This is a genomic window from Mesorhizobium sp. L-8-10 (genome assembly GCF_016756635.1).
Lineage (GTDB): Bacteria > Pseudomonadota > Alphaproteobacteria > Rhizobiales > Rhizobiaceae.
Map to the genome: position 1 here is coordinate 739,697 of NZ_AP023263.1, position 12,601 is coordinate 752,297.

Here is a 12,601-nt window from a genome sequence, read left to right on the forward strand (position 1 = left end):
CAGCCGGTCCCCAAAATGGGAGTCGAAAGCATGCACTGGAAACTGACCGCGACGGCCGTCGGGCTGTCGCTGATGGCGTCGATGGGCGTGGCGAAAGCCGAGGGTGAGCTCAACATCTACAACTGGGGCAACTACACCAGCCCCGAACTGATCAAGAAGTTCGAAGACACTTACAAGGTCAAGGTCTCGATCACCGACTACGATTCCAACGACACCGCGCTCGCCAAGGTCCGCCAGGGCGGCCACGGCTTCGACATCGTCGTGCCGTCGGCCTCGGTGATGAATGTCTGGATCGACGAAGGGCTGCTGCTCGAGGCCCGTCCCGACCAGATGGAGAACTTCAAGAACATGGACCCGAAATGGGTCGACGTGCCCTTCGATCCGGGTCGCCACTATTCGGTGCCGTGGCAGTGGGGCACGACCGGCGTGACGGTCAACACCTCCGTCTATTCGGGCGATCCGAACACGTCGGCGATCTTCATGGACCCGCCGGCCGAGCTTGTCGGCAAGGTCAATGTCGTGCCCGAGATGAGCGATGTGATGCATCTCGCCATCAAATTCGCCGGCGGCGAGCCCTGCACCGGCGACAAGGAGGTCCTGAAGAAAACACGCGACCTGCTGGTCGCGGCCAAGCCGAAATGGCTGTCCATGGACTACGGCAATGTCGACCGCTACGGCAAGGGCGACATCGCGGCAGGTGTCAACTGGAACGGCGCTTCTTTCCGAGCCCGCCTGCAGAACGACAAGATCGTGTACGGCTATCCGAAGGAAGGCTATCCGATCTGGATGGACAACGTCTCCATCCTCAAGGACGCCAAGAACGTCGAAAACGCCAAGCTGTTCATGAACTTCATCATGGACCCCGAGAACGCCGCGATGATCTCGTCCTTCGCCCGCTACGCCAACGGCATCACGGGCTCGGAAGCCTATATGCCCGAGGACATGAAGACGGCTCCCGAGGTCAACATCCCGGTCGAATTCGCCGAGCAGGGTCAGTTCAACCTCGCCTGCCCGCCCGACGTGCAGGCGCTCTACACCAAGATCTGGACCGACCTCCTGAAGTAGCGCCAACGGCGACCCGGCGGGCAACCCCCGGGTCTTCTCTTTTCGCACACCGATTCCAGCAACAAGAGCCGGTGCCGGGCGATCGCAGGCGCCGCCGGAGTTTCGTCATGTCCGATCTCGACCTTTGCTACATGCCAGCAAGCGAGGCTCTCAAGCGTTTCAAGGCAAGGAAGCTCTCCCCCGTGGAACTGATGGAAGCGGTGATCCGCCGCGCCGAAGCGACCAGGGAGACGGTGAACGCCTTCACCAATACCCATTTCGACGAGGCGATGGGCCTCGCGCGCAAGGCCGAGGCGAAATACGCCAAGGGCAAGAAGACCGGCGCGCTCGAGGGCCTGCCGGTCGGCATCAAGGATGAGAGCTACATCAAGGGCAAGCCGACGACCGGCGGCTCGCTGATCATGAAGGACTACATTGCTGAACACACCTCGACGATGAACGAACGGATCATCCAGGCTGGCGGCATCGTGCATGCGCGCACCGCGACGCCGGAATTCTCCTGCGCGGGTTTCACCTGGTCGCGGCTTTGGGGTGTGACCCGCAATCCGTGGAACACCAAGTTCACGCCGGGCGGCTCGTCGGGCGGCGCCGGCGCCTCGCTCGCCGCGGGAACGTCGCCCATCGCCACCGGCTCCGACATTGGAGGCTCGATCCGCATCCCCGCATCGACCTGCGGCGTCGTCGGCTACAAGCCGCCTTACGGCCGCAACCCCGACGACCCGCCCTTCAACCTCGACTTCTACTGTCATACGGGACCGCTGGCGCGCACGGTCGAGGATGCGATCCTGTTGCAGAACGTCATGACCGGTCCCAGCCCGCTCGACATCGCGTCGCTGCGCCCCAAGCTGACGCTGCCGACCAAGTTCCGGCCGATCAAAGGCTGGAAGATCGCCTATTCGATGACGCTCGGCGCATTCGAGGTCGACCCGGAAGTGGTGAAGAACACGAGGAAGGCGCTCGACGTGTTCCGGTCGCTCGGCGCGGAGGTCGAGGAAGTCGATCTCGGCTGGGGCCCGGAGGTGCTCGAAGCCGGGCAAGCTTATCTTCAGCACCTGTTCGGCGCCTTCCTGTCGAAGATGCTGCCCGAGCACGGCGACCAGATGACGAGCTATGCGAGGCGTTTCGCCGAGGAAGGCGCCCGATCCAAGGCGACCGACTTCGTCAACAGCCTGGAAGTGGCCGGCAGGATGTATCTGACGCTCGGGCCGCTGCTCGAGAAATACAACGTGCTGATCTGCCCGACCACGGCGCTGCCGGCGGTCTCGGCCGACTTCGACCAGACGAAGGAAGAAGTGAAGATCAACGGCAAGGTCGTGGACCCGATGCTCGGCTGGGTGATGACCACCCCTTTCAACACGATGAGCCGCTGTCCGGTGCTGTCGCTGCCGTCGGGGCACGCCAGGAGCGGAGTGCCGACGGGCATCCAGATCATCGGCCGCACCTATTGCGACGAGGACGTGTTCCGCGCCGGCATGGCCTATGAGAAAGCGGTCGGCGGCTGGTACGGAGAGAAGGCGAAGCGCCCGAAGCTGTGATGGTGGGTGGGACGGATGCCGGGAACGACTTCACTATGCATGTCAGCCCCTGGTCCAGTCTTCCAGCCGCAATCCGGCTATACGCGCGAACCCGGCGGTATTGTTGGTGACGAGCGGCATGCCGCGCGCAAGCGCCTGGCCGGCGATCAGGACGTCATGGGGGCCGATCGGCGTGCCCCGCCTTGCGAGGTCAGCCCTGATCTCGCCGGCGGCCCGCGCGTCCTCGCGGTCGAGGTCGAGGATCACGATGTCGGCGAAGAGCAGACGGAGCGTTTCGAGATTGAAGTCCACCTTCTGGCTACGATAGGCGCCGAAGCAGAGTTCATGGGCGACGATCGAGGAGACGGCGAGCGCGCCGGGTTCGGTGGATTCGACCCGGCGCATCAGGGCTTCCGAGCGGCGCGTTACAAGGGCGATGACCGCGTTGGTATCGAGAAGCCAGTTCGTCATCGAAACGCCTGGTCGAGATCGGGACGCTTCTGTACCTCGGGCTGTTCCCGGCCCTCGGCCATGAAGTCGGCACTGAAACCGCGCTCGACGGCCGCGCGCAGGGAGGCCCAAGGGCGGGAGGCGTCCGGCCTCGGGCGCAGGATCACAGCGTCGCCCTCGCGCGAGACCTCGACCTCATCGACCGTGAAGCGGAAATCCTTCGGCAGCCTGACGGCCTGAGAGTTGCCGGACTGGAAGACCTTGGCGATATGCGGCATGGCAACCTCTCGTACATACGCCGCCGTATATACGCTTTCACACCGCGCGATACAAGGTCTCTATCGTCGGTCCCGGCCGCATCGTCACGGCGGGGACTTTCACCCGCAAGAGTGCGCCCATGCCTGGCGCACCCAAGAAAAAACCCGGCGGACAGAGCCGCCGGGTCCGAAATTGTCTGGTCAGGCCGCCGAAATCAGAAACGGCGCAGGAACCACATCCAGCCGGAAACCGAGCCGTCGAGACCGTCGACCTTGTCGTAGTTCCATTCGTTGCGGATTTCGAAGTTCTGAACCGGCTCGTAGACGAACGACAGGTCCGCGCTGTAGCCGTCGAGGCCCGTCTTCACGTCGCTGTACGCCTCATAGAAGTTGTTGAAGTACTGGAAACCGGTCGAAGCACTGAACTTCTCGGTGAACGTATGATTGTAGGCCGCCAGAACCGACCACTCGGCTGCGCCGTTGCCACCACTGACCCCGGCATAAGGGCTCTGGGTGCCATAGACAGTGTCGTTATTGGCGTACCAGCCCATCAGGCGGATCGCATTCTGCGTGTTGGGGATGTTGATCTGCGTGGCAAGCTGCGCGCCGAAGCCGGCGTCATCATCGCCATCGATTTCAGGATCGATGGAATTGTCATAGCCGACGCGCGCCCAGACGGCGCCCCAGCCCTGCTGATAACCGATGACGCCGACGGCGTCCGGAACATAGCCATTACCTTGCAGCGCGTCGTCTTCGAGCGAGGCCACAGCGAACAGGCCGGTGTCGCCGCCGAAGTTGTACTGGAGCAGGTGACGCTGCTGGTCGCCGTACCAGAGGGCGCCGTCGGAGAAGGAGCCGCCATTGGTCACGCCGTGGATCGTCTCGGCCCAGGCCGATTGGGTGTAGCCTGCGCGGAAGCCGCCCAGCGACAGCCACGCCTGATCGGTGGAAACCGGACCATCGGCGAACGGATTGCGGGTCACACTGGCCTGTCCCCAGTCCGCCTGGAAGCGGATGAAGGCCTGCAGCGTGCCCCACTCGGTCTGCGAGCGGGCGTCGAAATTCACGCGGGCGCGCGTGCTCTTGTTCCAGCCGCCGCCGATGAACCCGTTGAAGTTGGGCGTGTCGCCCACCGGATTGCCTTCCGCGTCGAAGTCGAAGCCATCGTCGTTGGTCGCGCCGACCCTGTAGCGGACATAACCGGAAATCCTCAGGCAGGTCTCGGTACCGGGGATATAGAAGTAGCCCGTGCCGAAGGTGTCGCAGACGCGCACATATTCGACCGGCTCGGGTTCGGCCACGACCACTGCGTCGGCGGCACGGGCACCGGTCACCGCGACCATCGCCGCGGCCGAGCCGAGAAGAAGGCTTTTCAGTTTCATTAAAGTAGCTCCAGCTTGTTGTTCTTGGCCCCGGGCACAAACCCGTTCTGAGCCAGCACCCGTCTCCATCGAGACGGGCAAGGGCCCTGCCCTCATGCAAACACGGTTCTTGGGAGTCACCGCATCCACCGGGCGGCGTAGAATCGCCGCATAACGGTTGTGTGACATTCGCTGCCTTGCCGCAACAACGGACCGAGGGTCGCCGATGATCGGTCCGGCCATGTTGCAGTGCGGCAACACCACACGAGGTGCACCCAATGATCACCCAATGAAAGCGCACTCGACAATCCGAAGCCAAGGCATTAGGGCGTCCTCGACGAAACCGCGAGGATCGATACATGAGCGCAAGAACCCTTATGGCGCCCTCGGTGCTCGCCGCCGACTTCTCCAGGCTCGGCGACGAGGTCGAGGCGGTGGCGGCCGCAGGTGCCGACTGGATCCATCTCGATGTGATGGACGGGCATTTCGTGCCGAACATCACCTTCGGCCCTGCCGTCATCAAGGCGATCCGCGGGCGGACCGACAAGTTCTTCGACTGCCATCTGATGATCGCGCCCGCCGATCCCTATCTCGCCGCCTTCGCCGAGGCGGGCTGCGACGGCATGACCATCCATGCCGAGGCCGGGCCGCATCTCGACCGCTCGCTGCAGGCGATCCGCAATCTCGGCAAGAAGGCCGGCGTGTCGCTCAATCCGTCGACGCCCGAAAGCGCCATCGAATATGTGCTGGACCGGCTCGACCTTGTGCTGATCATGACCGTCAATCCCGGCTTCGGCGGCCAGGTCTTCATTCCCGCGGTCGTGGAGAAGGTGAGGCGTGTGAAGGCGCTGATCGGCGGCCGTCCGATCCGCATAGAGATCGACGGCGGCGTGACGCCCGAAACGGCGCCGCTGGTGGCCGCGGCGGGCGCCGACGTTCTGGTCGCGGGTGCCGCCGTCTTCAAGGGTAGCAGCGTCGAGGCCTACCGCAAGAATATCGATGCGATCCGCAACGCTGCCGACCTCGCGGTCGGCAGGATCGCCTGACCAGAGCAATTCCGCTTTTCTCCGGGCTTCTCCGAATCGCGGAAATGCTTATCTCCTTGTTTTCACGCAATTCCGGACGCAAAACCGCTGCGCACTTTGCTGGAATTGCTCCAATGTTTTCACGCAATTCCGGACGCAAAACCGCTGCGCACTTTGCTGGAATTGCTCCAATGTTTTCACGCAATTCCGGACGCAAAATCGCTACGCACTTTACTGGAATTGCTCCAGTTCCGATCAGGCGGCGAACACTTTCTCGCCGCCGATCCAGACATTGCCGATGTCGAGGCCATCCGTGAGATGCACGATGTCGGCGCGCGCGCCGTTCACGAAGCGGCCGTGGGAGGCATCGACTTTCATGGCCCGTGCCGGATAGAGCGAGGCCATGCGCAATGCTTCCCCGAGTTCGAGGCCGATCGTGCGATGCATGAAGCGCACGGCCGAGATCATATCGAGATCGGCGCCGGCAAGCGTGCCGTCGTCGAGGGTCAGCTTCCCCCCCGAGCGGGTGATCCTGCGGCCGTTCAGCGTGAAGGAGGCCATCTCCGTGCCGATGGTCGCCATGGCATCGGTGACCAGGAAGATATGGCCTGGCCCATTTTTGGCCTTGACGGCAATGCGAATGGTGGCGGCGTCGACATGGATGCCATCGGCGATCAGCCCGGCGCTGAAGGCGCCGGCATCGATCGCCGCGCCGACGAGGCCGGGCTCGCGGTTGCCGATCTGGCTCATTGCATTGAACAGATGGGTCGCCATGGAGGCGCCCGCCTCGGCACAGGCGACCGCCCTGCCGTAGCTCGTGTCGCTGTGGCCCAGACTGACCACGATGCCAGCCTGCGCCAGCCTGGCGATGCGCGCGGGCTCCACCGACTCCGGCGCCACCGTGGTCAGCAGCACAGGTACCTTTTCATGCGCCGCGATCAGCGCCGCCTCGTCCGCATCGAGCATCGGGCGGATCAGCATTGGATCATGCGCGCCCTTGCGGCTGAGCGAGAGATGCGGGCCTTCAAGGTGAAGTCCGAGGAAACCCGGGACGCGAGCGGCCAGGGCCCCGGCGCCCGCTTCCACCGCGGCGCGCGTGACCTCGGGCGTGTCGGTGATCAGCGTCGGCAGCAGCGCTGTGGTGCCGAAGCGGGCATGGGCCGTGCAGATGGTACGGATGGTCTCGACGTCCTGGCGGTCGTTCAGCATCACGCCGCCGCCGCCGTTCACCTGCAAATCGACGAAGCCCGGGACCAGCATGCCGTCGAGTTCGACCACGTCGGCCGAACCCGGCAGATCGGCCGCAGGTACCACGGCATCCACGATGCCGTCACGGTGAACGAGCACCGCATCGTCGTGCCAGCTCTCGCCGTCGAAGATCGCGGCGGCCTTGATTGCGTGGATCATGGTCACAGTGTCTCCGTCACCTTGCGCAGATTGGGCGGCTGGTCCGGGTTGAGCCCCCTGTGCCGGGCGAAGGCCTCGACGAAGGCGTAGAAGCTGACGACGAGCGCCAGGGGATCGGTCATCGGATGGCCGGTCGAGGCGAAGGGAAGCGGTGCCGCGGCCCTGGCCAACGCGGTGGTGGTGAAAACCGTCGCTCCCTTGCCGACCAGATGATCGGCGGCCTCGGCCATGGACGGCTCGGATCGGTCGCGCGCGGCCAGTGCCAGCACCGGAAAGCCCGGCTTCACCAGCGCCAGCGGCCCGTGCATGACCTCTGCGGCGCTGTAGGATTCGGCATGCATGGCGCAGGTTTCCTTGAGCTTGAGCGCCGCCTCGTTGGCGATGGCCATGGACGGCCCGCGCCCGATGATGAACAGCGAATTCGTGCCGTCGAGTGCTGCCGCGATCTTCATCCAGTCGCAGCCGATGGCGGCGCGGAAATGCTCCGGCAATTGCCGCAACGCGGAGAGCAGCGCCTCGTCGGCGGTCGCATGCGCCATCAAAGCGAGCCCGGCAACCGCCGAATTCACGAAGGTTTTGGTCGCGGCGACGCTGCGTTCGGCGCCGGCCAATATGTCGATGGCGTGGTCGGCCCCATGGGTGAGCGGCGAATCCGGCGTATTGGTGATCGCGATCGTCAGCGCCCCGCCGCGCCTGGCCTCCTCGGCCATGGCCACGATGTCGGGGCTCTTGCCCGACTGCGAAATCGCCAGGCAGGCCGAGCCCGCGAGCTTGAGGCGCACGCCATAGATCGAGGTCACGGAAGGCCCGACCGAGGCGACCGGCAGGCCGGCGGTGAGTTCCACCGCATATTTCATGAAGGAGGCCGCGTGGTCGGAAGAGCCGCGCGCCACGGTGACGACGAAGCGCGGATCGCGCTCGCGGATGTCGCGCCCCGCCGCCGCGAGCACCGCCTCGCCGCCATCGAGCAGGCGAGCGACGGCCTCCGGGATCTCCTCGATTTCTCGGCGCATATGCGTGGGCGTCATGGTCGGCCTCCTGCCGCTTCTTCGGGTTCGCCGAGCCTGAGCTCGGCCACAAAATCATAGGCGTCGCCGCGATAGAGCGAGCGGGTGAATTCGATCACCTTGCCGGTGGACAGATAGGAGACGCGCTCGATGTTGAGCCCGGCCGAGCCCGGCGCGACCTCCAATATGGCGGCGTCGGCCCCGGCCAGATTGGCGGCCGAAATGCGCTGCACGGCGCGCACCGGGCGGTTGCCGGTCCGTTCGAGAACCGCGTAGAGCGAGGCGCCGATCAGGCCGGGGTCGGGCAGGACCGAAGCGGAGAGCGACGCCCGCTCGATGGCGAGCGGCGTGTCGTTGGCGATTCTGAGCCGGGCGATGCGGGCGACGAGTTCGCGCGACGACAGGCCGAGCACCATCATCTCCTCCGGCGAAGGCGGATAGATGCCCCGGTCGAGCCATTCCGAACGCGCCGTCCAGCCGCGGCGCGCCATGTCCTCGGAGAAGGAGGTCAGCCCCGAAAGCGACTGTTCGACCCGCTCCAGGCGCGGCGCGACGAAAGTACCGGAACCGTGACGCTGGACGAGGATGCCGGCCTTGACGAGGTCCTGCACCGCCTTGCGCACCGTCACCCGCGAGACGTCGGCCCTGACCGCGATGTCGCGTTCGGAAGGCAGCGCATCGCCGGGTCCGATGACGCCCCGACGCACGGCCTCCTCGATCGAACGTTTGAGCTTCAGATAGAGCGGCGCGCCCGCCGGGCCTGCTTCCTTCAGCCCGGAAAAGAGCGCCTGGGCCGCATCATCCATTGGCCACCGTCCCGGCGCCGCCGAACAGGCGGGCGGCCATGGCCACGGCGCCGCCGAGCGCGTCCTGCAAGGGCGGCCGCAGCATGGCACGATACTTTTCGGAAAGATGCGGGACATAGAGGCCGGCGAGGCCGCCGAGCAGGCAGAGCCGGTCCCCGTCGGCAAGCTTCAGGGCGGCGACCGCCTCTTCGATATCGTTGGCGGCACGGCCGACGAGGCGCAGGGCGACAGGATCACCCTGCGCGGCGAATTCGAAGACCATCGGCGCGAAGGTGCCGAAGTCTCCGGGTTTCGAGACGGCGCCGAATTTGACGATGGCGCGGGGATCGCCCTCGAAACGCTCCATCATGGCGCGCGTCAGCTTCGAACCCGGACGGATGTCGTCGTGGGCGAGCAGCGTCTCCTGGAGAAGGCTGCGGCCGATGCGCGCTCCGCTGGCATGGTCGCCCAGCAGGAAACCCCAGCCGCCGATGGTCTGCAGGCGCTCGCCCTTGCGCGACATGAAGATGGAGCCGGTGCCGATGATGGCGATCGCGCCGTCATGGTCGCCCAGCGCGCCGTTGAGCGCGATCAGCGCATCGCTTTCGACCAGGCTCTCGCGGAAGGGCAGGACGTCGAGCAGTTGCTGCTTGTAGCCGCCGACATTGGTTCCGGCGAGCCCGAGCACGGCGCCGACGGTCGGGATGAGGGCAGGATCGCGGCCGGCGTCGACGAAAGCCAGCCTCGCCGCCTCGACGATGTTCTTTCGCGCGCCTTCGAGGTCGGACATGATGTTGGCCGGACCGCTCCTGCCGCGGCCGAGCACCGCTCCCGCCGCGTCCGCCAGCGCCGCCCGGCAACTCGTGCCGCCGCCATCTATGCCGAGCACCATGTCCACTGTCTCGCGTCCTCCTGCCGGAATAATACCAGTAAAATACCAATAGCCAAGGGTGAATTTCATCCCTCGCCATCGGTTCAGTTTTTATGTAGCATTTTCAGTATGTTATAAAGACATCGCTGCGCCTTTGTGACAATATCCACTTGCGCCGCTGGACAAGTGGTATTTTTTTGGTATTGTTCCTGGTCAAGGAGGAACATCGGAGGACCGAAGCGTCGACGGCTGCCGCATGGAAACGCAGCCGGGCCCGATTGCAAGGCGCCGCAAACGATTTTCCATCTTCGCGCCGAGACGCGCCCCGCAAGGGGTTCCGCCGTCGGCACAGGGAACGGCCGGCATCAGGCGGATGCCGGGAAGGCCCGTCGCCCGGAGTGCAGCTTCGGAGCGGGCACCCGCTCTCGGCACGGACGCAGATAGAAAAGGTCAAACAGGGAGCATGACCATGACCAGACAAGCATTGACGGCCCTTCTGCTCGGCACGACCATTCTCGGCTCAGCCGGCATGGCCGCCGCGCAGGACGCCACGCTCACGATCGAAAGTTGGCGCAATGACGACCTCACCATCTGGCAGGAGAAGCTGATCCCGGCCTTCGAGGCCAAGCACCCCGGCATCAAGGTCACATTCGCGCCCTCCGCGCCGACCGAGTACAATGCCGCGCTCAATGCCAAGCTGGATGCGGGCTCGGCCGGCGACCTCATCACCTGCCGTCCGTTCGACGCCTCGCTCGAACTCTACAAGAAGGGCCATCTCGCCGACCTGACCAGCCTTCCAGGCATGGAGAACTTCACCGATGTGGCCAAGTCGGCCTGGCAGACCGACGACGGCAAGGCGACCTTCTGCGTGCCGATGGCCTCGGTCATCCACGGCTTCATCTACAACATGGAAGCCTTCGACAAGCTCGGCATCGCCGTGCCGACCACCGAAGAGGAGTTCTTCGCGGCGCTCGACAAGATCAAGGCCGACGGCACCTATGTCCCGATGGCCATGGGCACCAAGGACCTCTGGGAAGCCGCGACCATGGGCTACCAGAATATCGGGCCGAACTACTGGAAGGGCGAGGAAGGCCGTCTGGCGCTGATCAAGGGCGAGCAGAAGCTGACGGACCCGCAATGGGTCGAGCCCTTCGCGACGCTGGCCAAGTGGAAGCCCTATCTGGGCGACGGATTCGAGGCGCAGAGCTACCCGGACAGCCAGAACCTGTTCACGCTCGGCCGCGCCGCGATCTATCCGGCCGGCTCGTGGGAAATCAGCGTCTTCAACACCCAGGCGCAGTTCAAGATGGGCGCGTTCCCGCCGCCGGTGAAGAATGCCGGCGACACCTGCTACATCTCCGACCACAACGACATCGCCATCGGCCTCAATCCGAAGAGCGCGAACGCCGAAGCGGCCAAGACCTTCCTGTCCTGGGTCGCCTCGCCCGAGTTCGCCACCATCTACGCCAATGCGCTGCCGGGCTTCTTCAGCCTGTCGTCGGAGCCGGTGAAGATGGAGGACCCGCTGGCCCAGGAATTCGTCTCCTGGCGCGAGAAGTGCAAGCCGACGATCCGCTCGACTTACCAGATCCTGTCGCGCGGCACGCCCAATCTCGAAAACGAGACCTGGGTGGAATCGGCCAATGTGATCAACGGCACCGACACGCCCGAAGTCGCGGCCAAAAAGCTCCAGGACGGCCTGGACGCCTGGTTCAAGCCGGCTAAGTAAGCACCGTGCATCGCGGCGCGCCCGGCGAGAGCGGGGCGCGCCGGAACGGCCGGCCAATGCGAGGCTGCATGATGGCGCGCACCTCCTTTTCCGGCTCGGAACCGGGCTCGGCGCTCCATCCCGATGGAGAAAGTCGCCGGTCCCTTCGTCGCAGCCATTTGCGCGGCAGAGCCATCGGCAGCAAGGGAAAGCAGCAATGACGGCGGAGACGACAGCAAGGCGACCCGTTCGATGGCACATCGGCGTGTTCCTCGCGCCAGCCGTGCTCATCTATACGGCGATCATGATCCTGCCGCTGTTCGGCACACTCCAGCTTTCGCTGTTCAGGGCCGAGGCGCAGACCCAGATCTTCGTCGGCCTCGAAAATTTCCGGCGGCTGTTCACCGACCCGACGCTGTCGAGGAGCTTCTGGAACGCACTCGCCAACAATTTCTGGTTCTTCATCATCCATATGGTGGTTCAGAACCCGATCGGCGTCATGCTGGCCGCGCTTCTGTCCAGCCCTAGGCTGCGCTTCGCCGCCTTCTACCGCACCGCGATCTTCATCCCGACCATCCTCTCCTTCGTCATCGTCGGCTTCGCGTGGAAGCTTATCCTCTCGCCGCTTTGGGGCGTCGCGCCCAACCTGCTCGACCTCGTCGGCCTGAAGAGCCTGTTCTCGCCGTGGCTCGGCAAGGAGGAATATGCGCTGACCACGCTGAGCCTGATCTCCGTCTGGCAGTTCATCGGCATACCGATGATGCTGATCTATGCGGCCATGCTGTCCATTCCCGACGAGGTGATCGAGGCGGCGGAATGCGACGGCGTCACCGGCATGGCGCAATTCTGGAAAATCAAGCTGCCGCTGATCCTGCCGTCGATCGGCATCATCTCGATCCTGACCTTCGTCGGCAATTTCAACGCCTTCGACCTGATCTACTCCGCGCAGGGCGCGCTGGCGGGGCCGAACTTCTCGACCGACATCCTCGGCACCTTCCTCTACCGCACCTTCTTCGGTTTCCAACTGCAGATCGGCGACCCCAATATGGGCTCGACCATCGCCTCCATGATGTTCTTCATCATCCTCGCCGGCGTCTGCATCTATCTCTTCGCCATCCAGACGCGGCTGCGTCGGTACCAGTTCTAAGAGG

At 64.6% G+C, this 12,601-nt stretch carries 12 protein-coding genes; 5 read left to right on the top strand and 7 right to left on the bottom strand.

Annotated features, from left to right (window positions below; all coding sequences use genetic code 11):
- Positions 1–30: 30 nt before the first annotated feature.
- Together JN280_RS03315 and JN280_RS03320 are read left to right on the top strand one after the other, a co-directional pair.
- Positions 31–1,065 carry an extracellular solute-binding protein gene (locus JN280_RS03315; protein WP_202310101.1) on the top strand — a complete coding sequence of 345 codons (1,035 nt, stop codon included), beginning with the start codon at positions 31–33 and terminating at the stop codon, positions 1,063–1,065.
- 107 nt (positions 1,066–1,172) lie between these two features.
- On the top strand, positions 1,173–2,600 hold the full coding sequence (locus JN280_RS03320) for an amidase (protein WP_202310102.1): 1,428 nt from the start codon (positions 1,173–1,175) through the stop codon (positions 2,598–2,600).
- 42 nt (positions 2,601–2,642) lie between these two features.
- Here JN280_RS03320 and JN280_RS03325 read toward each other — a convergent pair whose 3' ends face one another.
- From JN280_RS03325 to JN280_RS03335, 3 genes are all read right to left on the bottom strand, one after another.
- Positions 2,643–3,050: a type II toxin-antitoxin system VapC family toxin gene (locus tag JN280_RS03325; RefSeq protein WP_202310103.1), complete on the bottom strand. Its 408-nt coding sequence runs from the start codon at positions 3,048–3,050 to the stop codon at positions 2,643–2,645.
- Positions 3,047–3,307: an antitoxin gene (locus tag JN280_RS03330; RefSeq protein WP_202310104.1), complete on the bottom strand. Its 261-nt coding sequence runs from the start codon at positions 3,305–3,307 to the stop codon at positions 3,047–3,049. Before JN280_RS03330 ends, JN280_RS03325 begins: the two co-directional genes overlap by 4 nt.
- Positions 3,308–3,501: 194 nt before the next feature.
- The gene (locus JN280_RS03335; protein ID WP_202310105.1) at positions 3,502–4,668 is read right to left on the bottom strand and encodes a porin; all 1,167 of its coding nucleotides are present in this window, start codon (positions 4,666–4,668) and stop codon (positions 3,502–3,504) included.
- A 338-nt stretch (positions 4,669–5,006) separates the two neighbouring features.
- Here JN280_RS03335 and rpe point away from each other — a divergent pair, with 338 nt between their 5' ends.
- Complete coding sequence (gene rpe / locus JN280_RS03340; protein WP_202310106.1) at positions 5,007–5,693, top strand: ribulose-phosphate 3-epimerase; 687 nt, start codon at positions 5,007–5,009, stop codon at positions 5,691–5,693.
- Positions 5,694–5,927: 234 nt separating this feature from the next.
- On the opposite strand, the gene nagA is transcribed toward rpe, so the two are convergent.
- The 4 genes from nagA to JN280_RS03360 are packed head-to-tail and all read right to left on the bottom strand — an operon-like array spanning position 5,928 to position 9,769.
- Positions 5,928–7,079 (bottom strand): N-acetylglucosamine-6-phosphate deacetylase, encoded by a 1,152-nt coding sequence (gene nagA, locus JN280_RS03345; RefSeq protein ID WP_446720808.1) that lies wholly within the window; start codon positions 7,077–7,079, stop codon positions 5,928–5,930.
- 2 nt (positions 7,080–7,081) lie between these two features.
- The gene (locus JN280_RS03350; protein ID WP_244742875.1) at positions 7,082–8,107 is read right to left on the bottom strand and encodes an SIS domain-containing protein; all 1,026 of its coding nucleotides are present in this window, start codon (positions 8,105–8,107) and stop codon (positions 7,082–7,084) included.
- On the bottom strand, positions 8,104–8,892 hold the full coding sequence (locus tag JN280_RS03355; RefSeq protein ID WP_202310108.1) for a GntR family transcriptional regulator: 789 nt from the start codon (positions 8,890–8,892) through the stop codon (positions 8,104–8,106). Before JN280_RS03355 ends, JN280_RS03350 begins: the two co-directional genes overlap by 4 nt.
- Positions 8,885–9,769: a BadF/BadG/BcrA/BcrD ATPase family protein gene (locus JN280_RS03360; RefSeq protein ID WP_202314508.1), complete on the bottom strand. Its 885-nt coding sequence runs from the start codon at positions 9,767–9,769 to the stop codon at positions 8,885–8,887. The genes JN280_RS03355 and JN280_RS03360 overlap by 8 nt, the downstream gene beginning before the upstream one ends.
- Before the next feature lie 442 nt (positions 9,770–10,211).
- Between JN280_RS03360 and JN280_RS03365 the strand changes: the two genes are divergently transcribed.
- Together JN280_RS03365 and JN280_RS03370 are read left to right on the top strand one after the other, a co-directional pair.
- Positions 10,212–11,471 carry an ABC transporter substrate-binding protein gene (locus JN280_RS03365; RefSeq protein ID WP_202310109.1) on the top strand — a complete coding sequence of 420 codons (1,260 nt, stop codon included), beginning with the start codon at positions 10,212–10,214 and terminating at the stop codon, positions 11,469–11,471.
- Between the two features lie 196 nt (positions 11,472–11,667).
- Positions 11,668–12,597: a carbohydrate ABC transporter permease gene (locus JN280_RS03370; protein ID WP_202310110.1), complete on the top strand. Its 930-nt coding sequence runs from the start codon at positions 11,668–11,670 to the stop codon at positions 12,595–12,597.
- The last annotated feature ends 4 nt before the right edge of the window (positions 12,598–12,601 follow it).

Bases quoted from the DNA above. Each gene is read 5' to 3' on its own strand.
- JN280_RS03325 (WP_202310103.1), bottom strand. From the start codon at position 3,050: ATGACGAACTGGCTTCTCGATACCAACGCGGTCATCGCCCTTGTAACG.
- rpe (WP_202310106.1), top strand. From the start codon at position 5,007: ATGAGCGCAAGAACCCTTATGGCGCCCTCGGTGCTCGCCGCCGACTTC.
- JN280_RS03355 (WP_202310108.1), bottom strand. From the start codon at position 8,892: ATGGATGATGCGGCCCAGGCGCTCTTTTCCGGGCTGAAGGAAGCAGGC.
- JN280_RS03335 (WP_202310105.1), bottom strand. From the start codon at position 4,668: ATGAAACTGAAAAGCCTTCTTCTCGGCTCGGCCGCGGCGATGGTCGCG.
- nagA (WP_446720808.1), bottom strand. From the start codon at position 7,079: ATGATCCACGCAATCAAGGCCGCCGCGATCTTCGACGGCGAGAGCTGG.
- JN280_RS03370 (WP_202310110.1), top strand. From the start codon at position 11,668: ATGACGGCGGAGACGACAGCAAGGCGACCCGTTCGATGGCACATCGGC.
- JN280_RS03315 (WP_202310101.1), top strand. From the start codon at position 31: ATGCACTGGAAACTGACCGCGACGGCCGTCGGGCTGTCGCTGATGGCG.
- JN280_RS03350 (WP_244742875.1), bottom strand. From the start codon at position 8,107: ATGACGCCCACGCATATGCGCCGAGAAATCGAGGAGATCCCGGAGGCC.
- JN280_RS03365 (WP_202310109.1), top strand. From the start codon at position 10,212: ATGACCAGACAAGCATTGACGGCCCTTCTGCTCGGCACGACCATTCTC.
- JN280_RS03330 (WP_202310104.1), bottom strand. From the start codon at position 3,307: ATGCCGCATATCGCCAAGGTCTTCCAGTCCGGCAACTCTCAGGCCGTC.
- JN280_RS03320 (WP_202310102.1), top strand. From the start codon at position 1,173: ATGTCCGATCTCGACCTTTGCTACATGCCAGCAAGCGAGGCTCTCAAG.